Origin of the sequence: Streptomyces sp. SAT1 (assembly GCF_001654495.1) — a bacterium.
Classification (GTDB): Bacteria; Actinomycetota; Actinomycetes; order Streptomycetales; family Streptomycetaceae; genus Streptomyces; species Streptomyces andamanensis.
Genome location: NZ_CP015849.1, coordinates 2,060,083 through 2,085,858, shown reverse-complemented (window position 1 = coordinate 2,085,858; position 25,776 = coordinate 2,060,083). Strand labels below are relative to the sequence as shown.

General features: G+C 72.4%; 24 protein-coding genes and 2 pseudogenes. 13 read left to right on the top strand and 13 right to left on the bottom strand.

Annotation, left to right across the window (positions count from 1 at the left end; all coding sequences use genetic code 11):
* Positions 1 to 30 precede the first annotated feature (30 nt).
* Positions 31 to 621 (bottom strand): TetR/AcrR family transcriptional regulator, encoded by a 591-nt coding sequence (locus tag A8713_RS09095; protein ID WP_064532951.1) that lies wholly within the window; start codon positions 619 to 621, stop codon positions 31 to 33.
* Positions 622 to 803: 182 nt separating this feature from the next.
* On the opposite strand from A8713_RS09095, the gene A8713_RS09090 reads away from it, so the two are divergent.
* Positions 804 to 1,823 carry an aldo/keto reductase gene (locus A8713_RS09090; RefSeq protein WP_064537352.1) on the top strand — a complete coding sequence of 340 codons (1,020 nt, stop codon included), beginning with the start codon at positions 804 to 806 and terminating at the stop codon, positions 1,821 to 1,823.
* A 93-nt stretch (positions 1,824 to 1,916) separates the two neighbouring features.
* Here the strand turns inward: A8713_RS09090 and A8713_RS09085 are convergent, their stop codons facing one another.
* On the bottom strand, positions 1,917 to 2,363 hold the full coding sequence (locus A8713_RS09085) for an ATP-binding protein (RefSeq protein ID WP_064532950.1): 447 nt from the start codon (positions 2,361 to 2,363) through the stop codon (positions 1,917 to 1,919).
* 90 nt (positions 2,364 to 2,453) lie between these two features.
* Between A8713_RS09085 and A8713_RS34155 the strand changes: the two are divergent.
* From A8713_RS34155 to A8713_RS09060, 6 genes and pseudogenes are all read left to right on the top strand, one after another.
* Positions 2,454 to 2,567: pseudogene (locus tag A8713_RS34155) on the top strand (XRE family transcriptional regulator); the annotation flags it as partial.
* A 37-nt stretch (positions 2,568 to 2,604) separates the two neighbouring features.
* The gene (locus A8713_RS09080; protein ID WP_064532658.1) at positions 2,605 to 3,846 is read left to right on the top strand and encodes an IS4 family transposase; all 1,242 of its coding nucleotides are present in this window, start codon (positions 2,605 to 2,607) and stop codon (positions 3,844 to 3,846) included.
* Positions 3,847 to 4,037: 191 nt separating this feature from the next.
* Positions 4,038 to 4,769, top strand: a complete 732-nt coding sequence (locus tag A8713_RS09075) for a DUF5753 domain-containing protein (RefSeq protein WP_237305329.1) — start codon at positions 4,038 to 4,040, stop codon at positions 4,767 to 4,769.
* Positions 4,750 to 5,010 carry a DUF397 domain-containing protein gene (locus A8713_RS09070; protein WP_064532948.1) on the top strand — a complete coding sequence of 87 codons (261 nt, stop codon included), beginning with the start codon at positions 4,750 to 4,752 and terminating at the stop codon, positions 5,008 to 5,010. The genes A8713_RS09075 and A8713_RS09070 overlap by 20 nt, the downstream gene beginning before the upstream one ends.
* Complete coding sequence (locus A8713_RS09065; protein WP_064532946.1) at positions 5,007 to 5,576, top strand: cysteine hydrolase family protein; 570 nt, start codon at positions 5,007 to 5,009, stop codon at positions 5,574 to 5,576. Before A8713_RS09070 ends, A8713_RS09065 begins: the two co-directional genes overlap by 4 nt.
* A gap of 115 nt (positions 5,577 to 5,691) precedes the next feature.
* Positions 5,692 to 5,913: a hypothetical protein gene (locus A8713_RS09060; RefSeq protein ID WP_216826767.1), complete on the top strand. Its 222-nt coding sequence runs from the start codon at positions 5,692 to 5,694 to the stop codon at positions 5,911 to 5,913.
* A gap of 35 nt (positions 5,914 to 5,948) precedes the next feature.
* Here A8713_RS09060 and A8713_RS09055 read toward each other — a convergent pair whose 3' ends face one another.
* Positions 5,949 to 6,578: a TetR/AcrR family transcriptional regulator gene (locus A8713_RS09055; RefSeq protein ID WP_064532943.1), complete on the bottom strand. Its 630-nt coding sequence runs from the start codon at positions 6,576 to 6,578 to the stop codon at positions 5,949 to 5,951.
* A 134-nt stretch (positions 6,579 to 6,712) separates the two neighbouring features.
* On the opposite strand from A8713_RS09055, the gene A8713_RS09050 reads away from it, so the two are divergent.
* Positions 6,713 to 8,164 (top strand): amidase, encoded by a 1,452-nt coding sequence (locus tag A8713_RS09050; RefSeq protein ID WP_064532941.1) that lies wholly within the window; start codon positions 6,713 to 6,715, stop codon positions 8,162 to 8,164.
* 61 nt (positions 8,165 to 8,225) lie between these two features.
* On the opposite strand, the gene A8713_RS09045 is transcribed toward A8713_RS09050, so the two are convergent.
* Positions 8,226 to 9,146: an NADP-dependent oxidoreductase gene (locus A8713_RS09045; protein ID WP_064532939.1), complete on the bottom strand. Its 921-nt coding sequence runs from the start codon at positions 9,144 to 9,146 to the stop codon at positions 8,226 to 8,228.
* Positions 9,147 to 9,227: 81 nt separating this feature from the next.
* On the opposite strand from A8713_RS09045, the gene A8713_RS09040 reads away from it, so the two are divergent.
* On the top strand, positions 9,228 to 9,812 hold the full coding sequence (locus A8713_RS09040; protein WP_064532937.1) for a TetR family transcriptional regulator: 585 nt from the start codon (positions 9,228 to 9,230) through the stop codon (positions 9,810 to 9,812).
* A gap of 285 nt (positions 9,813 to 10,097) precedes the next feature.
* Complete coding sequence (locus A8713_RS34630) at positions 10,098 to 10,229, top strand: hypothetical protein (protein WP_257784403.1); 132 nt, start codon at positions 10,098 to 10,100, stop codon at positions 10,227 to 10,229.
* 817 nt (positions 10,230 to 11,046) lie between these two features.
* On the opposite strand, the gene A8713_RS34150 is transcribed toward A8713_RS34630, so the two are convergent.
* On the bottom strand, positions 11,047 to 11,997 hold the full coding sequence (locus A8713_RS34150) for a VOC family protein (protein ID WP_237305328.1): 951 nt from the start codon (positions 11,995 to 11,997) through the stop codon (positions 11,047 to 11,049).
* Complete coding sequence (locus A8713_RS09025; protein WP_064532933.1) at positions 11,997 to 12,890, bottom strand: ketopantoate reductase family protein; 894 nt, start codon at positions 12,888 to 12,890, stop codon at positions 11,997 to 11,999. Before A8713_RS09025 ends, A8713_RS34150 begins: the two co-directional genes overlap by 1 nt.
* Positions 12,891 to 13,126: 236 nt before the next feature.
* Between A8713_RS09025 and A8713_RS34145 the strand changes: the two are divergent.
* A pseudogene (locus A8713_RS34145) lies at positions 13,127 to 13,315 on the top strand (helix-turn-helix domain-containing protein); the annotation flags it as partial.
* A 1,067-nt stretch (positions 13,316 to 14,382) separates the two neighbouring features.
* On the opposite strand, the gene A8713_RS09020 reads toward A8713_RS34145, so the two are convergent.
* A complete protein-coding gene (locus tag A8713_RS09020) occupies positions 14,383 to 15,108 on the bottom strand; it encodes a YoaK family protein (protein ID WP_173860822.1) in 726 nt (241 codons plus the stop codon).
* Positions 15,109 to 15,214: 106 nt separating this feature from the next.
* Here A8713_RS09020 and A8713_RS09015 point away from each other — a divergent pair, with 106 nt between their 5' ends.
* The gene (locus A8713_RS09015; protein ID WP_107440607.1) at positions 15,215 to 16,582 is read left to right on the top strand and encodes an alpha/beta hydrolase; all 1,368 of its coding nucleotides are present in this window, start codon (positions 15,215 to 15,217) and stop codon (positions 16,580 to 16,582) included.
* Positions 16,583 to 16,906: 324 nt separating this feature from the next.
* Positions 16,907 to 19,123, top strand: a complete 2,217-nt coding sequence (locus tag A8713_RS34625) for a beta-galactosidase trimerization domain-containing protein (RefSeq protein ID WP_064532931.1) — start codon at positions 16,907 to 16,909, stop codon at positions 19,121 to 19,123.
* 140 nt (positions 19,124 to 19,263) lie between these two features.
* Here A8713_RS34625 and A8713_RS09005 read toward each other — a convergent pair whose 3' ends face one another.
* From A8713_RS09005 to A8713_RS08980, 6 genes are all read right to left on the bottom strand, one after another.
* Entirely contained in the window at positions 19,264 to 19,680 is a 417-nt protein-coding gene (locus tag A8713_RS09005; RefSeq protein ID WP_064532929.1) for a transglycosylase SLT domain-containing protein, read from the bottom strand.
* Positions 19,681 to 20,026: 346 nt separating this feature from the next.
* Positions 20,027 to 20,905: an ECF transporter S component gene (locus A8713_RS09000; RefSeq protein ID WP_064532926.1), complete on the bottom strand. Its 879-nt coding sequence runs from the start codon at positions 20,903 to 20,905 to the stop codon at positions 20,027 to 20,029.
* The gene (locus A8713_RS08995; protein ID WP_064532924.1) at positions 20,902 to 22,632 is read right to left on the bottom strand and encodes an ABC transporter ATP-binding protein; all 1,731 of its coding nucleotides are present in this window, start codon (positions 22,630 to 22,632) and stop codon (positions 20,902 to 20,904) included. The genes A8713_RS09000 and A8713_RS08995 overlap by 4 nt, the downstream gene beginning before the upstream one ends.
* Entirely contained in the window at positions 22,629 to 23,777 is a 1,149-nt protein-coding gene (locus A8713_RS08990) for a CbiQ family ECF transporter T component (RefSeq protein ID WP_064532922.1), read from the bottom strand. The genes A8713_RS08995 and A8713_RS08990 overlap by 4 nt, the downstream gene beginning before the upstream one ends.
* Positions 23,770 to 24,486 (bottom strand): SCO2322 family protein, encoded by a 717-nt coding sequence (locus tag A8713_RS08985; protein ID WP_064532920.1) that lies wholly within the window; start codon positions 24,484 to 24,486, stop codon positions 23,770 to 23,772. Before A8713_RS08985 ends, A8713_RS08990 begins: the two co-directional genes overlap by 8 nt.
* Entirely contained in the window at positions 24,483 to 25,763 is a 1,281-nt protein-coding gene (locus A8713_RS08980) for a prenyltransferase/squalene oxidase repeat-containing protein (protein WP_064532917.1), read from the bottom strand. Before A8713_RS08980 ends, A8713_RS08985 begins: the two co-directional genes overlap by 4 nt.
* Positions 25,764 to 25,776 lie beyond the last annotated feature (13 nt).

Sequence of the window (25,776 nt, the reverse complement as noted above, 5' to 3'; positions counted from 1 at the left end):
CGGTGAGCGGCGCGCCGTCGGGCCCGCCGCTCACCGCTCCCGGCGCAGTCCCGCCACGAGGAGCTGCGCGAGGCGGCGCGCGTCGTACTCCGGGTCGTTCTCCGCGCCGATGCAGAGGTTGCCGGCCCCGCGCATCAGCTCGTAGGCGGTCACGTCCGGGCCGGTCTCGCCCGCCTCGGCCGCGGCGCCGAGCAGTTCGGCGCAGACGGGCAGCAGCCGGTCGAGGAAGTACGCGTGCAGGGTGCGGAAGCCCGCGTCGTCGGACTGGAGGGCGGCGGCGAGGCCGTGCTTGGTGACCAGGAAGTCGACGAAGAGGTCGATCCAGCGGCCCAGCGCGGCGTGCGGGCTGGCGCTCTCGGCCAGCAGCGCGGGACCGGCCTCGGCGCAGGCTTCGACCTGGTGCCGGTAGACGGCGACGACGAGGTCGGCGCGGGTCGGGAAGTGCCGGTAGATGGTGCCCATGCCGACCCCGGCCCTGGCCGCGATGTCCCGGACCGGCGCCTCCACGCCCGAGGTGACGAAGACCGCGGCGGCGGCGTCGAGCAGGGTCTGCTGGTTGCGCAGGGCGTCCGCCCGCCTGGCCCGGGACGCGCTCCCCGCGCCCCCGTCGCTCTCACTCACCGTGCGTACGCCCCTTCCCGCCGCGACTCCACCGGACCCACTGATTCCACCGCGGTCGCCGTTGCCAAAGCGGAGCGCTGTTCCGTATCGTCGTCGTTAACGGAGCAACGTTCCGCTTGTTCATCATGGCAGAGCGGCGGCCCGTCGGCCACCCCTGCCCCCGTTCCCTGGAGAGCATCCGCATGCACTACCGCACCCTGGGCCGCACCGGCGTACAGGTCAGCACCCTCGCGCTCGGCGCCATGAACTTCGGCAGCATCGGCCGCACCACGCAGGAGGAGGCCACCGCCCTGGTCGACACCGCGCTCGACGCCGGGATCAACCTCATCGACACCGCCGACATGTACGGCACCGGCGAGTCCGAGGAGATGGTCGGCAGGGCGATCGCCGGCCGCCGCGACGACATCGTGCTCGCCACCAAGGCGGGCATGCCGATGAGCGAGGAGCGCAACCACCGCGGTTCCTCCCGCCGCTGGCTGGTCACCGCGCTCGACGCCAGCCTGCGCCGCCTCGGCGTCGACCACGTCGACCTCTACCAGATCCACCGCTGGGACCCGGCCACCGGCGACGAGGAGACCCTGTCGGCCCTGACCGACCTCCAGCGCGCCGGGAAGATCCGTGCCTTCGGCTCCTCCACCTTCCCGGCCCACCGCATCGTGCGGGCCCAGTGGGCGGCCCGCGAGCACCATCTCGGCCGCTACGCCACCGAGCAGCCCAGCTACTCCCTGCTCCAGCGCGGCATCGAGGCCCATGTCCTGCCCGTCACCCAGGAGTACGGCATGGGCGTACTGGTCTGGTCACCGCTGGCCTCGGGCTGGCTCTCGGGCGCCGTCCGCGCGGACCGCGGCCTCACCAACCACCGCGCCCGCATCCTGCCCGAGCGCTTCGACCTGACCGTGCCCGCCAACCGCGCCCGGATGGACGCCGTCGAACGGCTCGCGAAGGTCGCCGACGACGCCGGGCTCACCATGATCCAGCTCGCCCTCGGCTTCGTCACCGCCCACCCGGCCGTGACCTGCGCCCTCATCGGCCCGCGCACCCTGGACCACCTGCGCGCCCAGCTCGCCGCCGCCGACACGGTGCTTCCCGCCGACGTCCTCGACGCGGTCGACGGGATCGTCGCGCCCGGCACCGACCTCGCCCCGCAGGAGAAGTTCGACACCCCGCCCGCCCTGCTGGACGCGGCCCTGCGCCGCCGCTGACCGGCTGCCGGGTCCGGAAGCCGGGGACGGCAGTCCGGGACGGCAGTCGGGGCGGCAGCCGGGGCACGGCCACCCGTGGGCGGATCCGGTGGTTCAGCCGCGCACCTGATCCGGCGGGCAGGGCGCGGGACCGCACTCGAACCACACGGTCTTGCCGCCCTGCCTCCAGCGGTCCACACCCCACTTGTCGGCCACGGCGTCGAGCAGCAGCAGCCCGCGCCCGCTCTCCGCCTCCCAGGGCACCTCGGCCGGGGCCACGGGCAGTTCGGACGAACCGTCCGTGACCTCCACCCGGACCCCGGCCCCCCGTTGCAGCAGCACCAGCGTGCAGTGGCGGTCGGGGACATGCCGTACGACGTTCGCGACCAGCTCGGTCACGCCCAGTTCCACGGCGTCGGTCAGCTCGGCAAGGCCCCATTCGGCCAGGTGCGTGCGGACGATACGACGGATATGACCCGCCGAGTGCTCACCGGCGGTGAGGATCAGGCGGTACTGGGCAGGGCGGGGGCCTGCCAGAACGGAGGGGAAGTAGTCGTTCACGGTACGAGACTGACCTGTGGTCACTACTCTGGGCTATTGCCTGGATACAACGGGTCTGCCCGTGGGCAGTCCGAGGAAAGGGGACCTCGCGTGACCAACATCAACGTCCTCGACCCCGGGGCCTCGCCGCTCGACTACTACGGCTTCGAGCTGCGCCGCCTCCGCGAGGCCGCGAACCTGACACAACGTCAACTAGGGGCAATACCGGTGACTTTGTTGTGGTCTGGTCGTTGGGTGGGTTGTGCCAAGGCCGGGTCAGGTGAAGTCGTCGGGGGTTGGTCGGTTCTCGGATCGGATCGCGTTGGGGGTGCTGACGCGGGCGTTTCCGCCGGAGCTGGTCGACGAGGTGGTCGCCGAGTGCGGCCGGGTCGAGCAGCGGACGCGGTTGCTGCCGGCGCGGGTGGTGGTCTACTTCGTCCTGGCGATGTGCTTGTTCTTCGGGCAGGGCTATGAAGAGGTGGCCCGGCTTCTGGTCCAGGGGCTGGAGCGTGAGGGCCGGTGGGCGACCACCTGGCGGGTGCCCACCACGGCGGCGATCGGGCGGGCCCGGTTGCGGCTCGGGCCGGAGCCGTTGCGGGCCCTGTTCGCCCGGGTGTGCCGGCCGGTCGCGGACGCGCGGACGCAAGGCGCCTGGTACCGGCGGTGGCGGCTGGTCGCGGTGGACGGCACGGTCTTCGACGTTCCGGACACCGCGGCGAACGCCCAGTTCTTCGGGCGTCCCGGTACCAGTCGCGGGCAGGGCCGCAGTGCGTATCCGCAGGCGAGGGTGGCGGCCCTGGCCGAGTGCGGCACCCATGCCGTGTTCGCGGCCGAGGCCGGACCCCTCAACGTCCACGAGAGTGCTCTGGCCCAGCGGCTGTTCCCGGCGCTGACGGAGGGCATGCTTGTCCTGGCCGACCGGGGTTTTTGCGGATTCGATCTGTGGCGGGCCGCGAAGGCGGGCGGTGCGGACCTGCTGTGGCGGGTCCGCAGCGTCGTGGTGCTGCCGGTCCTGGAGACCCTCGCTGACGGCTCCTACCTGTCGGAGATCGTCGCCGCGCGGGACCACCACCGACGCGCGGACCCCGAGCGGGTGCGAGTGATCGAGTACACCCTCGGCCCCCGCGACGGTGACCGCACCGTCTACCGGCTGATCACCACCATCCTCGATCCTGAGCAGGCACCGGCTCAGGAGCTTGCCGCCCTCTATGCCCAGCGGTGGGAGATCGAGAACACCCTGGACGAGATCAAGAATCACCAGGGCGCCCCAGGGATGGTGCTGCGTTCCCAGCACCCCCGCGGCGTCGAACAGGAGATCTTCGCGTTCCTGCTGGTCCACCACGCGCTGCGGGACCTGATGCACCAGGCCGCTCTCCACACCGGGCACGATCCCGACCGGGTCTCCTTCACCCGAACCCTTCGCGTCGTCCGCCGCCACGTCACCGGGCAGGCGGCGCATTCCCCCCTCCCGACTGGCCCGGTCCATCACCCAGAGCCTGCGTGAGATCACAGAACGACTGCTGCCCGCACGGCGGTTGCGTTCCAACCCCCGCGTGATCAAACGCAAGATGTCCAACTGGGCCCTCAAACGAGCCGAGCACCACAGCCCACCCCGGCCAGACACTCCGGTGGTCCGGCTGGTCGGGCCAACCAAGACCACCCCAACCAGCCGGAAAACAAACTAAATCACCGGTATTGCAACTAGGGGAGGTCGTCAACTACACGGGCTCGCTGGTGGGCCAGGTGGAGACGGCCCGGAAGCTGCCCACGGCGGAGTTCAGCGAACGCGTGGACGCCGCGCTCGGCACGGGCGGACTGCTGTCGCGGCTGGTCGAGTTGGTGATGCGGAGCCAGCTTCCGGCGTGGTTCCGGCAGACGGCGGAGCTGGAGGCGCGGGCGGTCGAGATCTGCACCTTCCAGACCCACATGGTCCATGGGCTGTTGCAGACCGGGCCGTACGTCCGCGCGGTGCTCGGCGTGCTGGACGACACCAACCTCGACGACCGCAGCGCGGTACGACTGGCCCGACAGCGCATCCTGGAGAAGGAGAAGTCGCCGATCTTCTGGATGATCCTCAGCGAGGGGGCCCTCCACCAGGAGATCGGCGGCAGGGAGACCATGCGCGGCCAACTCGAGCACCTGTGGTCGCTGGAGAGCAATCCCCGGATCAACGTCCAGATCCTGCCGTACGCGGCGGGCGCGCACGCGGGGCTGCAAGGCTCGTTCAACGTCTATCGCTTCAGCAGCGACCCGACCATCGTCTACACCGAGGGGTACGGCAGCGGGCATCCGACCGCGAACCCGGAGACCGTCGAGGACTGCTCGCTCCGTTACGATCATCTCCAAGCCGCCGCTCTCTCCCTCAAGGACTCGGCGGAGTTGATCCGGCGCGTGATGGAGGACCGCTATGGAGAGCAACTGGCGTAAGTCCAGCTACAGCGGAGACCAGGGCGGCGATTGCGTGGAGTGCGCGCCGCTCGGGGCTCTGGCCTGGCGCAAGTCGACGTACAGCGGCGACCAGGGTGGCGAGTGCGTCGAGGTGGCGGACACCCCCTGCGCCTCCGTGGCCGTACGGGACTCCAAGGTGTCCGGCGGACCGATGCTGACGTTCCGCCCGGGGACGTTCGCGGGCTTCGTGGGCTGGGCGGCGGAGGCGGGGGAGCGGTGACGACCCTGGAGAACCGGCCGGGGACCGCGCTGCTGGTCGTGGACGTCCAAGTGGACGTGGTGGGCGGGGCGCACGAGCGGGACGCGGTGGTGGGGAACATCGCGACGCTGGTGGAGCGTGCCCGGCGGGCGGACGTACCGGTGGTGTGGGTGCAGCACGCGGACGACGGGCTGGCGAAGGGCAGCGACGGCTGGCGGATCGTCCCGGAACTGGCCCCGGCGGAGGGGGAGGCGCTCGTCCACAAGAACTACGGCGACTCCTTCGAGGACACCACGCTGGAGAGCGTCCTGTCGGACCTGGGTGTGGGACGGCTCCTGGTGACGGGCGCGGAGACGGACGCCTGCGTCCGCTCCACGCTGCACGGCGCCCTGGTGCGCGGCTATGACACGATCCTGGTCGCCGACGCCCACACGGCCGGTGACAAGACCGCCTGGGGCGCCCCACCGGTCCCCCAGGTCATCGCCCACACCAACCTCTACTGGACCTACCAGCGGGCCCCGGGCCGCACAGCGGGCACGATCCAGACGGACTCGGTCGACTTCGAGAGCGCCCCGGCCGGGAAGTGACGGCGGACTGAACCCGGCCTCCGGGGCGAGAGCGGACCTCGACACCACGAGGTCCGCCCCCTTCTCCCCGTCCTCCTGGGGTGGCCAGGTCAGGGACTGACGAGGTGGGCGGGTCATGGCGGTCTATGTGTCGGTGCGAGGATGGCTGGAGTGCGATCACTCCCAGCTCGCGGCGGTGAAGGAAATCATCGCGAGTGATACCGATGACCACTGTTCCGGCGGCTGGGGATTCCCGGTTCAGCCGTTCAACTGGACGTCGTACGTGTTCTACGGGGGCGACGTCAGGGAAGGCAGCGTTTCCCGGCTCCTCGGTCGACTGACGGAGATGGGTACCTAGGGAATTGACCGTGCCCGCGCGGCCCGCACGGGGGGTCAGTCGGCCGCCCTGGACGCGTCGGCGTCGGCGTCGGAGCGGTGCCGGGCCACGATTCCCTCGATGATCTTCATCAGGCGGTCTCCCGTCTGATCGATGCTGCCGTTCTGCGTGCTGACCTGCGCCCCTTCGAGTACGAAGGTGATCTCGGCCGCGGCCTGTTCGGGGTCGGGCATCCGGGCGCTGGCGCACATGCCGATCAGCCTGCGGGTCTGGTGGGCCTTGTGCTCCTCGATCACCTGCCGGGCCGGATGAAGGCGGTCGGGCAGCTCGGCGAGGGAGTTGATGAACGGGCAGCCCCGGTACGAGATCGTCGGCAGCCCCTCGGCGATGAAGCGTGCCAGGCCCAGGATCTGCTCCTCGGGCCGGTCCGGGTATGCGGCTTCCACGCGGTCGAAGGCCGCCTGGTAGTCGGCGGCGACGATCCGCAGCCACTCCGCGACCAGCGCGTCCTTGGTCTCGAAGTGCCGGTAGATCGCCATTTTGGTGGTCTCGGCCCTGTCGGCGATCGCCTGGACCCCCACCTGCCGGATCCCTTCTCTCTGGAAGAGCTCCTCGGCCGCGTCGAGGATGCGCTCACGGGGCGGCAGCTTCGCCACTCTGCCCGGCCTGCTCAGGGTCGATGCCATGACTGCTCCGTCACTCCGATCGCGGGGTTCACACCTCCCTACGGTACCAGTCAGACCCCTTCGATACCGTAGGGTATCGTCCGAGACTGAACGGTATCGTTCTTGTCCGTTCTTCTAAAGGAGTGGGAGTGGCAGTGAAAGCTTCTGAATACGCGGGCTTCGACGCGGTCGGGCTGGCAGAGCTGGTGGCCGAGGGCGAGGTGCTCCCCGCCGAACTGGAGGCGGCCGCACGCGAGGCGGTACAGGCGGTCGATCCGCGGATCAACGCCGTCGTGGAGACCTGGCCGTCCGACGACGAACCGGCCCCCGGCAGCGCACCCCTGGCCGGCGTCCCCTTCCTGATCAAGGACATCGCGGTGACCATGGCCGGCCGGCGGACGGAGCTGGGAAGCCGTCTGGCGGCCGGTAACGTCGCCGCCTCCGACTCCGCACTGATGCGGCGCTTCCGCCGCGCCGGACTCGTGACGTTCGGGCGCACCGCGACACCGGAGCTGGCCTACGGCATCTCGACGGAATCGGCGTTGTACGGCGCGACCCGCAACCCCTGGGACCCGGAGCGGAGCGCGGGCGGCTCCAGCGGAGGCGCGGCCGCCGCTGTCGCCGCAGGGGTGGTCCCGGTCGCCCATGCCACCGACGCCGCCGGCTCGCTCCGTGTCCCCGCCGCCTGCAACGGCCTCTTCGGGATCAAACCCACCCGTGGCCGGGTGTCCATGGGGCCCGGCGTCGACGAGGTCTTCAGCGGCCTGGCCGTGCAAGGCGGCGTCAGCCGCACCGTACGCGACAGTGCGGTACTGCTCGACCAGATAAGCGGCCCGGAACCGGGCGACCCCTACTTCGCCCCGCAGCCGTCACGGCCGTACGCGGAGGAAGTCACCCGTCCTCCGGGCTCGTTGCGCATCGGTGTCCTCGCCCAGGCGTGGGGCGGACGCCGCACCACCGCACCGGTGGCCGACGCCCTCTCCCGCACCGTGCGACTGCTCGAATCCCTCGGTCACCGGGTGGCGGAGACCGAGGTCGACCTCGGCGCCGACTGGGAGGAGTTCGTCGTGGCCAACGCCCGGATCATGACGGTGAACCTCACCGCCCTGGTCGACGAGTTGGCCGCCGCCTTCGGCCGTCCCGTCGACTCCTCGACCCTTGAACCGGCGACCCTCGCCGGCTACCACTACGGGCAGCGGGTCGGCGGCGCGCGGTTCCTCACCGCTCTCGCGATGCGGAACCGGGTGGCCCGGAGCCTGGCGCGGTACTTCGACGCGTACGACATCCTCCTCACGCCGACCCTGCCGGAGCTCCCCTTGCCGCTGGGCACGCACACCGAGGGTGCGGAGGCACTGGACGGCCTCGGCTGGATCGAGCGCATCACCGATCTGTCGCCGTTCACCCTGCCGTTCAACGTGGCGGGCACGCCCGCCATGTCCGTACCGGTGACGGCCGATGCCGGGACGGGGCTTCCGGTAGGAATGCAGTTCGCCGCCGGATACGGCCTCGAAAGCCGCCTCTTCCGCCTCGCCGGCCAGCTCGAACAGGCGAGTCCGTGGTCGGGCCGGACCCCCACGGTATGGGCCGGGAACCACCCGGCCCGCTGAGGAACGCGCCGCCGGGCATGGAGCGGACACGGCAGTTCATGTCATGCGGAACATCGCCTGTTCACAGGGTGATCACGATCTTGCCGTGGACGTGCCGCCCGGCCTGTGTCGTGACGGCTTCGCGGATCCGCTCGACCGGGAAGGTGGCCGCGACCGGCACCGTGATCCCGCCGGACCGGACGGCCTCGGCGATCCGTGCCAGGTCGCCCGGACCCGCGTCGTAGGCGCCCGCCCTGCGCACACCGGGCGGCGGGGCGGGGCCGTCGGCCACGACGGAGATCCGCTCGGGTGCCACCCCCAGCTCGACCGCGGTCTCGGCCGCCTCCCGTCCGAACAGGTCCGTCGCGGCGGTGATCCCCCCGGGCGCCAGCGCCCGCACCCGGTCCGCCAGGCCGGGGCCGTACGCCACGGGTTCGGCGCCGAGCCCGCGCAGGAATCCGAACGTCCCCTCGGAGGCGGTGCCGAGCACCCGGGCACCCGCGAGCCGCGCCAACTGCACGGCGAAGATGCCCACTCCACCGGCCGCCCCGCCGATCAGGACGGTGTCCCCGGAACGCAGCCCGACCGCGGTGAGCGCGGCCGCGGCCGTGAGGCCGGACACCGGAAGCGTGGCCGCCACCTCGTCCCCGACGCCCTCCGGGGTGGGCCACAGATCTGCCGCGGGCGTCTTGACCAGCACGAAATCGGCGACGGACCGCCCGATCGCGGCCCCGTACACCCGGTCGCCGACCGCGAACCCCGTGGCCTCGGCGCCTACCTCGTCCACCACCCCGGCGAAGTCGCTGCCGAACCCGGCCGGCAGGGCGATCCCGAACCGCGCCGCCATGTCGGGCTGTGCGGCGATCTGCCAGTCCATCGGATTCAGCCCGGCGGCGGTGACCCGGACGCGGACCTCGTCGGGGGCGGCGTGCGGCTCGGGTATCTCCCGCAGTTCGAGCACTTCGGGACCGCCGAAGCGCTGGTAACGGACGGCTCTGCTCATCGGTGATCTCCTCGACCGGTGATGGGACTTGGTCTCATCGACCCTACACGGTGATGGGACCAAGTCCCGTACACTGTTCCCATGGCCCGATGGCAACCCGACGCACCAGGACGACTCGCCGCCGCCGCCCTCGACCTCTTCGAGGAGCACGGCTACGAGAACACGACCGTGATCGAGATCGCGGAGCGCGCGGGACTCACCAAGAGCACGTTCTTCCGGTACTTCCCGGACAAGCGCGAGGTGCTCTTCGGTCGGGGCGCGTTGACCGGTCTGCTCGTCGACGGGATCGCCTCGGCGCCACCGGAGGCCGGACCGCTCGACGCGGTGGCGCACGCCCTCGACACCCTCGGCCGGACCTTCTTCACCGCCGATCGCCACGAGTTCAGCGCCCGGCGGCAGGCCGTTCTGAACGCCAACACGGAACTGCTGGAACGCGAAGCCCTGAAACGGACCGAGCTGACCACCGCGATGGCCGACGCCCTCACCCGCCGCGGCACCCCGCCCCCGACCGCCCGCATGGCCGCGAAACTGGGCACACTCGTCTGGGAGATCGCCTACGACCAGTGGATCGCCACCGACACGGACACCGGCACCGGCGAGGACTTCGGCCCCCTGACCCGCCGGGCGCTCACCGCCGTACGCGCGACCGCGGCCGCGGCCCAGTAGCCAGCCACTTTCCGGCACCCACCGCCCGGGGACCCGTCGCCGCCAGGGCGCGATCCCTCGCACAGGCCGCGCACCTACGACCCGGTCTACGGCCTGGTCACCTCCCAGAGCGGCAGCGGCGGCAGCGGCGACAGCGACCACGGCGTCCAGCCCGTCCGTACCCGTACCACCTACGTCGCCCCCGACACGGGCACCAAGCTCGCCGAGTGGAGCTATGACACGGTCACCGGAGGCAAGGGACGGCCCGCCACCTCCGCGTACAGCACCACCAACACCAACGCCACCATGGCCCTGCCCGCGGAGACGGTCACCGACCGCCAGGCCGCCGGCCCCAAGACCCTGTCCAACATCAAGTACTCCTACGCACCGTCCACCGTCGGAACGGCGCAGGCTATCGCTCACATTAAGTTCAAATGAGGTGCTGTTGCGTGATGTTGGAATCTGAACATTATGGGGCACTGACCAGGCTGATCAGCTGGGCTGATCCACTGGACGGAGTGATTGAAACTGCCGGCCTGTGACCTCAGTGAAGGGCTTGCGGTGATTCTTGATCGCCCGACTGTGACGCGTGTTCTTCGTAGGTGCATTTCGGGCGAGCTGGATGTTCGAGAATTGCCCACGTGGGCGAGTGCGGTTCATGGCTGCGGGTACTGGGCCAGGTGGCCGACCGGCAGAGTGAGGTGGCCCTGGTCTCGTGTCCGGACTGCGGCCAGGGCCGGCTTGAGGTCAGGTATATCGTCAAGCCCGAAACCCGCGTCGGATACGTGCTCTTGTGGTGCGATGCTTGCCTGCACGGCATCTCTGTCTCCCGGGTTCGCGCCCCGGAAGGTGCTCCGACCCGACCGATCGACGATCCGGCGTCGGTCGAGGGTGTGCCGGACCTCGCCCGCCACGAGTGATCTGTCGGTGCGGCTGGTCGAGCACACAGGGGAGCCGACGGTGGCCAGGGGCTGGTGGTGAAGAACCGGGTATATGGAGATGCGCCGGGCGAACACTGCGTGACCCGATCGACCGACCGTACTGTGCCGAGGCTCGACAGTTGTCACCGGCAGAGCCGAAGAGGCCGGCAGAAGAGCCGGGCCGAAGCAGCCTGGGTGTCACCTGGGAGGCGGGCTACTTGTCACAGCCGCTCCATCAGCAATCGTTCTGTCACCAGGTCAAGGTGGGACGCTCGTCGTTGCGCGGCTCTCGGCTGGAGGCTTGGGGCAACAGCTTCACCCGCCCAGGGGCTTGATCAGGTGTAGGTGGAGATTTCGATCAGGTTGCCGTCCGGGTCGCGCAGGTAGGTGCTGAGGATCGGGCCGAGGGCGCCGGTGCGCGGTACCGGGCCTTTCTCCACGGGTACCCCGCAGGCGGCCAGATGGGCCAGCACTTGTTCCTGCGGGGTCTCGGTGACCAGGCAGAGGTCGGCGCTGCCGGGGGTGGGTCGGGCGGCGTGGGGCAGGCGTTCGCGGCCTGCCCGGTGGAGGTTGATCTTGCTGCTGCCGAAGCCCAGCGCGCGGCGCCCCTCCCCGAAGGTGACGGGCCGTATGCCGAGGACCCGCTGGTAGAAGGCGGTGGTCCGCTCGACGTCGGTGACGGTCAGCACCAGGTGGTCCAGGCCGCTGATCACGATCCCCGGCTCGGGGGCGTACCGGGCCAGATGCTCGGCGCAGGCGTTCCACGCGGGCGCGGACAGCAGATCGCGTGAGCGGGCGAACAGGCGGTACAGGGCCGGGCCGTGGCGTTCGGCCAGCCCGAGGTGGTGGGCCAGCACGTCGAGCTCGTTGGCGGCCGTGATCTCCACGATGGCGCGTACGTCCGCCTCGGCCGGAGTGTGTTCCCGGCCCGTGAAGCGGTCATGGAAGACCACCGGAAGTCCGTTGCCCAGGCGCGGATAGACGGCCGCCCGGTCGCAGCTTGCGTACAGGTACACCAGGGCCTCCGCGCGATCGCCGATCAGTTCGGCGAGCACCCCGCGCTCGGTGATGCCCAGGAGCGACCCGTCGAATCCGTCCGTTCCGTAGGCGGCGTGGCACAGCCCCGCGAGCTGGACGTCAGGGTCGGCGTCCCAGGCGGAGAGCAAGCGCGCGACGCGGTGCAGGTGGTCCAGGAGCGTTCCGCCCGGATGGGCCGTCCGGGCGGCGCCGCGGGCAGACAGGAACTCCTCGGCCCGGGACCATCGCGCCGGGGCGGGCCGCCCCATCAGGCCACCCGTTTCGCGGACTGCGCCACCTCGGCGACCAGTCGGGCGGTGGCCGGGACGGCGATGCCGTGGGCGGCTCCGGCGCGCAGGACGGCTCCGCCGATGGCGTCGAGTTCGAGCGGGCGGCCGGCCTCGGCGTCGCGCTGCATCGAGGACCTCATCGTCCCAGGGACGCGGTCGAAGAAGGAGAGTAGCCCCTCGGCGCTCACCAGCGAGCCGGCGGCGAGGGCTACGGCCGCGATCTCGTCGAGGACGGTGAGCAGCTCGAGCCGGTGCCGATCACGGACGGCACCGACGTCGGACTGGTGGCGGGTGGTCAGCAGGGCGAACGGAGCGAGGAAGGCCAGTTTGTCCCAGAGCATCGCGCTCTCGTCCTCGCGTACGGTCACGCCCAGACCGGCCTGTCGCAGCAGCTCCACGAAGTCATCCAGGGGGGCGGCGAGTTCGAGGTCGGCGAAAGGGCTGGTGTGGGCGATGCGGCCAGGCGCCGTGCGGGTGGCCTCGACCCGGATGGTGCCCGCGACGACCTGGGCAGAGGGGAAGCACTCGCGGAGTACGGCGAGATGGTCGAGGCCGTTGAGCAGCGGTACCACGACCGCCGTGCCGAGCACCTCGGCCGGGATGCGGTCGAGCGCCTCGACGAGCGCGGTCTGCTTGACCGTCACGAAGACGGCATCTACCGGCTCGCGCAACTCGGTGTCGGACTCCACCGCCACGGTGAACTCCCCGTACCGGTTGCTGTCGACGCGCAACCCGTCCTGGCGCAGCACGGCAACGGTCTGTTCCCCCGCCAGGCAGACGACGCGGTGTCCGGCACGGGCGAGCAGCGCGCCGACCAGGCCGCCGACGCCGCCTGGGCCGAGAACCGCCACGGTCGTCCTGCTTGTGCTCATGTGTGCTCCTGTCCGGGAAATCAATGAGTCGAGAGGTGGGGCGGCCGGGGCCGGGAAGCCGGTCGGGCCCGTGGTGGGTCGGCACCCGCCCGCATTCAGGACCGCGTCCGGACCACGGAAGAGACAGTGGGCGGGTTGCCGCCCTGGGCCCGGAACGATGATCAAACCTGCCGGGACCTAAGTCAATCCACGGGTTCGCTAGGAAACACCCAAGCAATAGCTTGGGTCCCGCGCTAATTGACGATCTCCGTGTCTTTGCCGCCGTCTGCCGAACCGGTTCGCTCAGCGGTGCCGCCCGTGACCTGGGTTGTACGCAGTCGGCCGTCAGCCAGCACGTGAAGCGACTCAAGCGGGAACTGGGACCCAGCCTGCTCGAACGCCACCCGCGCGGGATTGCGCTGACCTCGGCAGGGCGGCTGCTGCACACCTCGCACAGGCCGCGGCGGGGGCGTCCCACCCGCGGACGCCCCCGCCGCCGAGGCCCGGCCGGCCCCGCCAACCCCAACGGCGCAGGCAAGCCCTCGGGGCAGGTCGGCGACGGCGGCTGCTACTACAGCTGCCACTGGGATGACGACAACAGCGGCAGCGACGACGGGGGCGGGGGCGGCCTGGCCCTTGCCTTCTCCGGCGTGATCGAATCGTCGGCGGACTCGGCATCGCTGCCGCAGGCTACGGAGCCGCCCAGAACGGCGCGGACCTACTCGGGCAGGCGTTTTCCAATGCTTCCTCCCAATCATCAGGATCAGGGGGGCATCTAGTGCTGGATCTTATTCAAAGAGAAGGCTGGAAATATTGGAATTGTCGATGGGTAGAAAAGAGGAACTTCTAGACGGTATTAACAATGCTGCGGAAGGGGATGGGATATTGGTTTCGCGGGACGGAACGATTCTTGGAGGTCATCATCGCAAAGATGAAGTTCTGACTAGAGTCGGGGATGGTCGTATCTATCCTGATACGCTGATCCGGGTAGATGTCTGCGGAGGGGTAGTATCTGATGTCGCTAATTCATTCGACTGATCCGGACTTCCGTGTATGCCAGATTCACTTCGATGCGCTGATTGCAATTCAATTGGAGGCGGAGCAGCGAGGTTGGGCGGCGCGGTGGTCCTCGGTGGATGCACTTCGCAGCCAGGTTGGGGAAGGTGTCATTGCTCTACAGACTCTCATGCGAGAGGAGCGGGATGGAGTCATTCGTGCATATCGATGTCTAGTGATGTTCTCTGCTGCTGAAGGTGAGAACGCTGGCGGAGTCGTCACTGTCGATATTGATCCGTCGAGACTTGAGTCACTGGAGCGAATCGATCGAGAATCGGGCGCTCGGAGGGTTCTCGAGTGGGCTTTTTCTCTTGCGGTTGGGGGGATTTCGATGGTTTCCAAGGCGTAGAGGGGGTGCGCGAGTTATGGCGCGAAATTCGCTGAGGTTGAGTGATTTCTTCGTTCAGATTGCTGTGTCATTGGCTGCTTGCCACGCGCAACTGGTCTGATCAATTCCTCACTCCCGTCCCGAAGCGACCACCGCCAGCACCCCCGCCGCCAGCGCGGCGATCAGCAGGGGGGCGCCCAGGTCGTGGTGGACGACCAGCCAGGCGCCCAGGGTCGCGCCGGCCAGCATGGCGAGGACCGAGGCGGTGCGGCGGGGGGAGTGGTGGCCGGAGCCGCCGCCTGCCCGGGAGTCGGAGGCGAGGCCCGTCAGGGTCATCGTCAGGACCGTGGTGGTCAGGTCGGGGATGCCCAGTTTGCGGACGGTGGCGTTGCGCAGGCCCATCGCGAAGGCGGTGAGGGCGATCAGGGCGTAGGCCGTGGTCGTGGCGTCCGGCACGGTGAACGCCACCACCGCCGAGACGCCGACCAGGGCCGCCTCCGCCGCCAGCGTCACCCGCGCCCAGGTGCGGCGCGAGCCGTCGCCGTAGCGGACCGCGACCCGGCCGCCGGTCACCGCGCCGACCAGGAAGCAGACCAGCGAGGTCAGGGTGTGCGGCACGGAGAAGCCGGGCGCCCCGGCGGCGGCGAAGCCGAGGACGACCACATTGCCGGTCATGTTGGCCGTGAAGACATGCCCGAGCCCCAGATAGCTGACCGCGTCGATGATGCCGCTCACCACGGTCAGCCCCAGCAGGACCGGTACGAGCCGCAACCCCCGCGCCTCACGGTCCTCGCCGCCACCGCCACCGCCGTCACCGTTGTCCGGCTCCGCGTCCCGCGCGCCCTCCGCTGTCATCGAAACCTCCGGTCACCTGCACGGTCAGGGGTGTCGCCAAGTCCACCACGCAGGCGGGGGAGTCTCGGATGTCCCGGGTGCCCCGCGTGTCCGTAGCGTCCAGGACATGACGACGCACACCGGCAACAGCCGAGCCCCGCAGTCCCGTTGGCGCACCCCGCACATCCGCCGCACCCGCCGCGCCCTCGCCGCCTCCGCCGCCCTCCTCCTCGCCGCCCTCGCCGCCGCCCCCGCCGCGACGGCCGCCCCCACCCATACCGCCCCGGTGGCTTCGGCCGACCGCGCCCACGTCCGCGGCGCGCTCCTCTCCGTCGCCCCGGTCGCCGCCCACAGCCGCGCCGAGGTCGTGCGGTATCTGGCCGCCCTGCCCATGGACACCGGTACCGTGCGCCACGGTGTGCGCGCGTACCGGCTGACGTACCGCACCGTCGACCCGTACGGCCGCCCCACCACCGCCACCGGACTGCTCACCCTGCCCGAGGGCGGCGGGCGGCGGCTGAGTCTGGTGTCGGACACCCACGGGACCATGGTCGACAGGGATTACGCGCCGTCCGTGGCGGAGGACAACCGGGCGCAGTCCTATCTGTTCGGCTCGGCCGGGCACGCGGTCGCCGCGCCCGACTACCTCGGCCTCGGCAAGGGGCCGGGCGTCCACCCGTACATGGACACGCGCTCGGCGGTCACCGCCTCGGTGGACATGCTGCGGGCGGCCCGCACGGCGGCGGCCGGGCTGGGGCGGACCCTCACCGGGGACGTGTACCTGACCGGGTTCTCGCAGGGCGGCCAGGTCGCGATGGCGCTCGGCCGGGCCCTCCAGAACGGCGCTGACGGCGCCGCCGGTGCCGACGGCGCCGACCGGCACTTCAGGGTGCGCGCGCTGGCCCCGGTCAGCGGCCCGTACGACCTGACGGGCCAGGAGATCCCCGCCCTCACCGACGGCCGGGTCAACGACGTCAGCGGGGTGTTCTACCTCGCCTACTTCCTCGTCGCGCAGAACCGCCTGCACCCGATCTACCAGGACCCCGCCGAGGTCTTCCGGGCGCCCTACGCGGACCGCGTCGAAGCCCTCTTCGACGGGCGGCACACCGAAGAGGAGGTCATCCCGCAGCTCGCGCCCACCGTGCGCGAGCTGGTCACCGACGACTTCTGGGCCCGGCTCGCCCACCCCGGCGGCGGCCTGCGCGCGGCGCTCGTCGCCAACGACGGCTCGTGCGACTGGAAACCGGCCGCGCCGGTGCGGCTGTACGCCGGGAACGCCGACACCGACGTCCCCATCGGCAACGCCCGCAGCTGCGCCCGCGCCCTGGCCGGGCACGGCGTGACGGCCCCGGTGATGAACCAGGGGGACGTCGACCACAACGGGTCGGTGCTCGCGGCGCTGCCCAAGGTCGCCCGGTGGTTCGGCGCACTGGAGGCGGCTCAGTCAGATCAGGCGGCTCAGGCAGGTGAGGCAGGTCAGGGCGGCCGGCCATAACGGCTGACCGGGGGGTGCGGTGCGACGGTGGGCGTTCGGGCCACCGGCCGGGGCCCCGGCGTGGTGCGGAACCGGACGGGGGCGCCGGAGCGGAACACCGGCCGCGGTGCCCGTGGTGCTCCGGGGGCCGGTGGGGCGTCGCACAGCTCACCGCCGCCGGTAGCCGCCCCTCCGGGCGCGCGTTCGCGCCGTATCGCCGTTGTCCGTGAACGCCCTCCCGCCGCCGTGCCGCGCTCGGGCAGTGTGCTGCCTCGGCCGCCCCGGAGGCGGAAGCGCGGCCATCCACCACGGCCTCGATCCCGGGTGCGGCGGAAGGGGACAGCCATGCGCGAACGACGGGGACCGACACGCAGAGCGCTGCTGCGCGGCTCGCTCGCGGCGTGCGGGGCGGCGGCCGCGGTCCGGCTGCTGCCCGGCCGGGCGGGGCGGCAGCCCGACCAGACCGGCGGCCCCGGCGCCCCCGGCGTACCGCTGCGGCCCGCCGGGGCCGCCGCCCGGCTCACGCCCGCGGCCTTCCCCGAGTGGGCCCGGCACGCGCGGATCGCGGACGCCACCTTCGACGACGACGCCGACCCCGCCCGCGACATGCGGCCGGTCATCGACGCGCTGAAGAAACAGAACGTCAGCGTGATCGAGGTCGACACGATCCTGTCCAACTGGCTGACCGACGCCGAGTTCACCCAGCACCTGGGCAAGATCCACAGCTTCGCGGAACTCGCCCACACCGCCGGGATGCGGGTCGTCATGTACTACCCGTCCCTCGAACTGATCAGTGTGGGCGGCGAGAAGGGCCCCTCGTTCTACAAGACCGCCGAGGGCGCCTCCTGGGTGCAGCGCGACCTCACCGGTCAGCCCAACGTGTTCTACGGCAGCCTCGTCGTCTGGGTGGACCCCGGCGACGAGAGCTGCTGGCTCAGCCCCAACTCGCCCTGGCGCGACTACTACCTGGGCCGCGTCAAGAGGATCGCCGCGACCGGTGTGGACGCGATCTGGCCGGACGTGCCGATCTACTTCGACGGGGCGCTGAGCTGGTGCGACACCTCTTCCTGGGCGACCGCCGCGTTCACCGGGGACACCGGACTGCCGATGCCGGCCAAGCCCGACTTCAAGGATCCCGTCTTCCGGCGCTACGTCGACTGGCGCCACCACAACCTCAACCAGTGGCAGCTCGACATCGCCGCGGCCGGCCGCTCCGCCAACCCGGACCTGGTCACCTTCGTCGAGACCGTCACCATGGACTACGACTACGCCACCACCATCGGCCTGGACGGCGCCCTGCTGCGCACCGCCGAGAGCGCGAGCCACGTCTGGGAGGTGGACATCCTCGGCAACTACGACGGCATGCGCCACGCCACCGCCGACGACTGGATCTGCCTGATCTCCATGTACAAGTACGCGCGGGCGGCCAGCGGCACCAAGCCCGCCTGGGCGTTCTCCTACGGCTGGCAGGCCGACGACGCGTCCCTGGTGCTCGCCGAGGTGCTGGCCACCGGGTGCAACCCGTACGAGGTGCAGACGCCCTTCAAGTCGGACAGCGCCGACCTGCCCACCCGCACCCGCGTGTACGGCTTCGCCGCCGCCCACCGGGAGCGGCTGTTCGACGCGGAGCGCGGCGCCGAGGTCGGCCTCTACCACTCCTCCGCCGGCCGCGACTTCACCGCCTCGCGCGACGGCAGCGGCATGTACGTCAACACGAAGCCGCCGGCCGGTGTCGAGGAGTGGTGGAGCGACGACTACGCCGAGGAGAGCTGTCTGAACCATCCGTGGCTCGGGGAGTTCCGCGGCACGGTCAAGGCGCTGGTGCGGGCGCAGATCCCGTTCGACACCGTGCCCAGCCCCGGCCTCACCGCGGCCGGTCTCGCCCGCTACCGCGTGCTGCTGCTGCCGTATCTCCAGGCCGTCTCCGACGCGGAGGCGGCGGTGCTGCGAGAGTATGTGACGGGCGGCGGGACCCTCGTCGTCACCGGGCCCGCGCCCACCTCGCTGACCGAGTACGGCACCGCGCGCACCGAGTACGCGCTCGCCGACGTGCTCGGTTTCGGCGCCGCCGACCCGCAGCCCGAGACCCGCGAGCACGCCGTCGGGGCGGGCACCTGCCACTACGTGAAGGACCTCGCCGGACTGCGGTACCTGGGGAGGACCGACCAGGCCACCGCCGACCGGCTGCTCGGGCCGGTGCGGGCCGCGGCGCCGCCCGCGGTGGGCCTCACCGGGGACCCGCGCATCCACCTGGAGCTGAGCCGGCTCGGGGACGAGACGCTGGTGCAGCTGGTGAACTTCACCTGCTTCGGCGACGCCCCGGCCGCGTTCACCACCAGGCCCGCCACCTGCACGGTCCGGCTCACCGTGCCCGCGGGACGGCGGGTGACCGCCGTCACGGTCAGCTCCCCGGACGGGCCGTCGCCCGACCCGCGCCCGGTGCCCTGGCAGGTCACGGGGGACGCGGTCACGGCGGAGGTGACCGTCGCGCAGTACGCCCTGGTCGCCTTCACCACCGCCACCGCCACCGCTACCGCCACCGCCGTCGGCACCACCGGCTGACCGGCCCTGACTCCGTCCCCCGGGCATGGAGAAGGCGGCGGCCCGGGGATCGGGGCCGCCGCCTTCACGACTGCCGTGCGGGGGCGCGGGTCAGGTGGATCGCACCTGCCGGGCCGGTCGCCGCATCAGGGGGCTGTGGCTCAGTACCAGCCGTTGGCCTGCCAGAAGTTCCAGGCGGCGGCCGGGCTGCCGTAGCGGGAGTTCATGTAGTCCAGACCCCACTTGATCTGGGTCTTGGGGTTGGTCTTCCAGTCCGCGCCGGCCGAGGACATCTTCGAGGCCGGGAGCGCCTGGACCAGGCCGTAGGCACCGGAGGAGGAGTTGGTGGCGTGGACGTTCCAGCTGCTCTCGTGGTTGACGATGTTGCTGAAAGCGTTGAACTGGGCGGCGTCCGGGATCATCTGGCGCGCGATCGACCTGGCGTCGGCACCCGAAGCGGTGGTGGCCGCGTGCGCGGGGGCCGAGGTGAGGGCCATACCGACGGTGGCGGCGGCCACGGCGGCGGTGGAGAGGGCCTTCTTCGGAGTGGCGATGCGGCGGATGAAGGAGACGGACACGGAGAACCTCTTACGTCGGGGACAGGAATCGCCGGCGGCCGGAGCCCGCGGAAGCGGGGGAGGGGCTGCCCGGTGCCGCGACCCCCGGGGGGACCGTCGGCTCCTGGCGACGTCGTCCAGAGAAGCAGGCCGGAAAACCGGGCGCAAACACCCCTTTTACTAGTGGTCGTCGCATCAGGGATGATCCGGACTCGTGTGAGCGGCGTCTCAATGCCCAGGTGGACGCGCGTAAAGCCGGGTACATGACAGCCACTTCGGGCTACGGCCCCGCTTCGTAGGTGACCTGGGTCATGTGGGGCGCCTCACCGGTCCGGTCACGGTGGGCTCGGCGGGCCTCACCGACGGTTCACTGGCCGGGGGCCTCGAAGGTGACCGGCGTCTCGAAGGCGGCCCGCCGGGTGGCCCGGCGCAGCGCCCGCAGCACCGCCGGGCCGACCGCCAGCGTCAGCACCACGGTCACCACGGCCCGGCCCAGGTCCCAGCCCAGCGAGGTGGCCAGGCAGTACGCGGTGAAACGGGCCAGGTTCGCGCCGATCGCGGCGTGCGGGTCGAAGGAGATGGAGGAGGCGAGGGTGCCCATGAAGGGCCAGCCCGCGAGGTTCATGACCGTGCCGTAGGCGAACGCGGCGACGAAGCCGTACAGGCCCAGCACCAGCAGCTCCGCCCGCCCGCGCAGCCGGTCCGGGCCCGGCAGCAGGCCCGCGCCCATGGTGAACCAGCCCATCGCCAGCATCTGGAACGGCATCCACGGCCCCACCCCGCCGGTGAGCAGCGCGGACGCGAACATCGTCACCGAGCCCAGCACGTACCCGAAGCCCGGCCCGAGCACGCGCCCGCTCAGCACCATCAGGAAGAACATCGGCTCCAGGCCCGCCGTACCGGCGCCGATCGGGCGCAGCGCGGCCCCGGTCGCGGCCAGCACGCCGAGCATCGCGACCGCCTTGGGTCCGAGGCCCGACTCGGAGATCGTCGCCGCGACGACCGCCACCAGCAGGACGAGCAGTCCCGCGAACAGCCAGGGCGCGTCCTGCGCGTGCGCGTTCACCTGGGCGGTCGGCGGCGCCAGGAACGGCCAGCTGAACGCGGCCACCCCGACCGCGCTGACCAGGACGAGCGCGGCCACCGAGCGCGGCCCGAAGCGGACGGCGCGCACCCGGCGGGCGGGCCGGGCGGCGGGGTCCGGCGCGGGCGCGGTGGGTGTGGGCGCGGAGGCGGGAGCGGTCATGCCAGTGCCTCGCGGACCTGGGAGACGGTGAGCCACCGCTGCGGGGCGAGGATCTTGGCGACCTGCGGGGCGTAGGAAGGGGAGGAGACGACCACCTCGGCCATCGGGCCGTCCGCGATCACCTCGCCCTCGGCGAGCAGCACCACCCGGTGTGCCAGGTCCGCGGCCAGCTCCACGTCGTGCGTGGCCAGCACGATCGCGTGGCCCTCGGCGGCCAGCGCGCGCAGCACGGCGACCAGGCGGGCCTTCGCGCCGTAGTCCAGGCCCCGGGTCGGCTCGTCCAGGAGCAGCAGCGGCGGGCGCGCGGCCAGCACCACCGCGAGGGCGAGCGCGAGGCGCTGGCCCTCGGACAGATCACGCGGGTGGGTGGCGTCGCCGACACCGGGCAGCAGCTCCTCGACCAGGGCCCGGCAGGTGCCGGGCGCCGCCTGCGCGTCCCGGTCGGCGGCCGCGCACTCGGCGGCGACCGTGTCCGCGTACAGCAGGTCGCGCGGCTCCTGCGGGACCAGGCCGACCCGGCGCACCAGTTCGCGGGGCGCGGTGCGGTGCGGGACGGCGCCGCCCACCCGGACCTGCCCGGTGCGCGGCTCCACCAGGCCGACCAGCGAGCCGAGCAGCGTGGACTTCCCGGCGCCGTTGCGGCCCATGAGCGCGACGGTCTCGCCGGGGGCGACGGCCAGGTCGACGTGGTGCAGCGCCTGCACGCCGTCGCGGCGGACGCCCAGGGCGCGGACCTCGGCGACGAGGGGGGCGTCGCCGGACGCCTCCGGGGCGGCGGCGGCCGTGGCACTGCCCGCCGCGCGTCCGCGCAGGAGTGTGCGCAGCCCCGGCCGTCCGGCGGGGGCGTGCGGTACGGGCGGGGGCGCGCCGGGCGGTGCCGTGGCCGGGAGCGGCGCGGGCGCGGGCGCGCGGCCGGTCAGCCGGGTGCGCAGGCCGGCCGCGCGGCGCCGGGCGTCGCGCACGGTCAGCGGCAGCGGCGACCAGCCGGCCAGCCGCCCCAGGTCCACCACCGGCGGGACCACCGGCGAGACGGCCATCACCTCGGCCGGGGCGCCCAGCAGGGGGGCGGCGCCCGGCGCGGGCAGCAGGACGACCTGGTCGGCGTACTGCACGACGCGTTCGAGGCGGTGCTCGGCCATCAGGACCGTGGTGCCGAGGTCGTGCACGAGCCGCTGGAGGACGGCCAGGACCTCTTCGGCGGCGGCCGGGTCGAGCGCCGAGGTCGGCTCGTCCAGGACCAGGACCTTCGGATGCGGGGTGAGCACCGAGCCGATCGCGACCCGCTGCTGCTGGCCGCCGGAGAGCGTGGCGATGGGCCGGTCCCGCAGCGCGGCCAGGCCCAGCAGGTCGAGGGTCTCCTCCACCCGGCGGCGCATCACGGCCGGGGCGAGGCCCAGCGACTCCATGCCGTAGGCGAGTTCGTCCTCCACCGTGTCGGTGACGAAGTGGGACAGCGGGTCCTGGCCGACGGTGCCGACGACGTCGGCCAGCTCACGCGGCTTGTGGACGCGGGTGTCGCGGCCCGCCACGGTGACCCGGCCGCGCAGGGTGCCGCCGGTGAAGTGCGGCACCAGACCGCTCACCGCGCCCAGCACGGTGGACTTGCCGACGCCCGACGGGCCGACCAGCAGCACGAGTTCGCCCTCGGGCACCTCGAAGTCCACACCGCTGACGGTGGGTTCGGCGGTCCCCTCGTACCGTACGGAGACATCCTCGAAACGGATCACGGCGACTCCTCGCGGGCGCGGGGGCCCGGCTCCTCGCGGGCGGCGGTGCCGGTGGGCGCCACGAACGCGGGGACCAGACCGAGCAGGACGGCCGCCGCGGGCCACAGCGGCAGACCGGGGGCGACCAGCGGGACCACCCCGGGGCGCAGGGCCTCCGGGTCGCGGGCGGCGGCCAGCGTCAGCAGCGCGGCCACGGCGACCCCCGAGGCGGCCACCAGACAGGACCGGGCGTTCCAGGTGTCGGGCCGGTAGCGGGTGCGGACCGAGCGGCGCCCGCCCAGCCAGAGCCCGCCGAGCGCGGCCGCGAGCCCGGCCAGCAGCACCGGGAGACCGTAGCTCCCGCCCGCCGCGGTGAGCAGCCCGTACGTGCCCGCGCAGACCCCGAGCAGCCCGCCCAGGGTGAGCGCCGCGGTGGTACGGCGCACGGCGGGCGCCACCTCGGCGGTACGGCCGTAGCCGCGGGCGTCCATCGCGGCGGCCAGCGCCACCGAACGCTCCAACGCGCCTTCCAGTACCGGCAGTCCGACGTGCAGCAGCCCGCGCACCCCCCGGTCGGGACGCCCGCGCAGCCGCCGCGCGGCCCGCAGCCTGCGCCCGTCGGCCACCAGGTGCGGGGCGAAGGTGAGCGCGACGACGACGGCCACGCCCGTCTCGTACAGGGCGCCCGGCAGCGACTTGAGCAGCCGGGCGGGGGCGGCCAGCGCGTTGGCCGCGCCCACGCAGATCAGCAGCGCGGCCAGCTTCAGCCCGTCGTACAGCGCGAACAGCAGCCCTTCGGCCGTGACCCGGCCGCCCAGCCGGATGCCCTGCGCCCAGTGCGGCAGCGGCACCTCGGGCAGGGTGACCAGCACATGGGTGCCGGGGATGGGCGAGCCGAGGACGACCGCGAAGAACAGCCGGATGACGAGGACGGCCAGCGCCAGCCGCAGGAAGGCGGTGTAGGAGCGGGCCGAGGGGGTGCGCGGGCGGCAGGTCACGACGACGTAGCCGGAGACCGTGAGGAGCAGCGCGAGCAGCAGCGGGTTGGTGGTGCGGGTGGCGCCGGTGCCCAGCGCCAGCGCCCACAGCCACCAGGCGCCCGCGTGTACCCGCGGGCCGGACCGGCGCGCGGGCGCACCGGCCGTACGGCTCGTACCGCTAGGCATTCCTGCGCCGCCGGGCCTGCCATACGGCCGCCCCGGCGAGGACCACGACCACGGCGCCGCCCGCGAGCAGACCCACCGAGGGGCCGCCGCCGTCGTTGTCCTTGGCGGCGGCCGAGCTGTCCGCGCCCTTGTCCTTGTTCTCGTTGTTCTCGTTGTTCTCGTTGTCGCCCTGCCCCCGGTCGGCCCGGTCGCCGCCGTCCGCGGCGACCTGCTCGCCGCAGCCCTTGCGCGGATAGCCGGAGATCGCGCAGAGCAGCGCGTCGGTGTTGTAGCGCAGCGGCTTGGCGACGGCCGCCAGGGCCTCGGCCGTGGTGGCGTCGGACGGCACCCGGGCGCAGGCCGTGCGCGGCGCGGGCGGACTCTCACCGGAGGGCGCGTCCGCCGCGACGCCGAAGTCCAGGACCAGCGCGACGCGCTTGTCACCGCCGCGGGCCTCGGTGCCCGAGCAGATGGCGGCGAAGCCGGCCGTCCCGCGCGGCTGGGCCGCGTCCTGGGAGTCCTGGCTCACCGCGAACCGGAAGCCCTGCACGTCCCCGTCGGCGGGGCGCGCCGTGGACGGCCCCTGGGTGGCGTACGTCCACTTCCCGCCCTCGCGGTCCCAGAAGGACCAGTAGCGGTACCCGGCCGCCTGCGCCGGGGCGACGCCCGCCGCCAGCAGGAACACGGCGGCCAGCAGCACGGGCAGGACGCGCGGGAGGCGGTGCGTCACGACCGCTGCCCCGCGCCGCCGCGCCCGCGCAGGACCGACCAGGCGACGGCGGCGACCACGAGGACCACGACGACACCGCCGACGATCCACCAGACGGTGTGCGAAGAGCCGCTGCCCTTGTCCGTCTTGTCTGCCCTATCCGCCTTGTCCGTCGGTGCCGTCGTGCCCTGGCCCTTGCCGTCGGCGGCCTGCTGCGGGGCCGGGCCGGTGGCGTTCAGCGCCTTGACCAGGTCGGTGCCGCCGAAGGCGCGCGGGTCGGTGCCGGTGGCGTGCGCGGCGAAGATCAGCTGGGCGTAGGCGGCCGGACCGCTCTGCGCCGCCCAGGTCCCGGCGTTCTTCTCCAGCCACTCCAGCGGCTTGCGGGCCTGCGCGGCGCCGCCCTGCGCGGCCAGCGCCACGACCGTGTCGGCGGTGTTGCCGTAGTCGGGCTGCGGGTCGGCGCCGGGCAGCGCGGAGGTGAGGTGGCCGTCCTTCGCGACGACGCGGGCGAGGTAGGCGGCGCCGCCCGCGGCGGCCCGCTCGGGGGCGGGACCGGCGTCGGAGCAGCGGGCCGCGCCGCCGTCCTTGGCGGCGGACGCGACCAGGCCCTTGCCGAGGATGCCGACGACACCGGCGGCGGTCGCGTCCGCGTTGGCGGCGAGCTTGCCCTGCTTGTCCGGCTGGAAGGCGAAGGCACCCGCGCCGTCGCCCTTGCCGGAGCACGGCAGGGCCAGCTTCAGCAGGGCGTCGTAGGGGGAGTTGCCGTCCTTGAGGACGGACGCGGGCTGGTCACCGGCGGCGGTGAGGGCGCCGACGACGACCGAGGTCGAGTTGGTGTCACTGGCCCCGCCGGGCATATAGCCCCAGCCGCCGTCCTTGTTCTGCACGGACTTCAGCCAGGCCACAGCCTTGCCGGTGACGGCCTCGTGGCCGCCGAGCGCGGTGAGGGCCTGGACGGCGGCGGCCGTGCCGTTGGTGTCCACGGCGGTCTTGGCGTCGCAGGCGCGGGAGGTGTCGGCGCGGAAGGGCGCGAAGCCGCCGCTGGCGCACTGCTGTCCGGCCAGCCAGTCCACGGCCTCGGCGGCGGGCCGTACGCCCGCGGTGTGCTGGGCGAGCAGCGCCAGGGACTGCCGCCAGACGCCGTCGTACTGCGGATCGGTCCTGCCGTACAGCGCCGCCGGGAGCTCGGGCGCGGCGGAGGCGGGCGGGGCGGTGTCGGCGACGGCGGACTGCACCGGGGCACCGATCACGGCGACGGCGACGGCGGCCAGGGCCGCTGCGCTGCGGCGGATGTTCATGATCGGCGGAAGC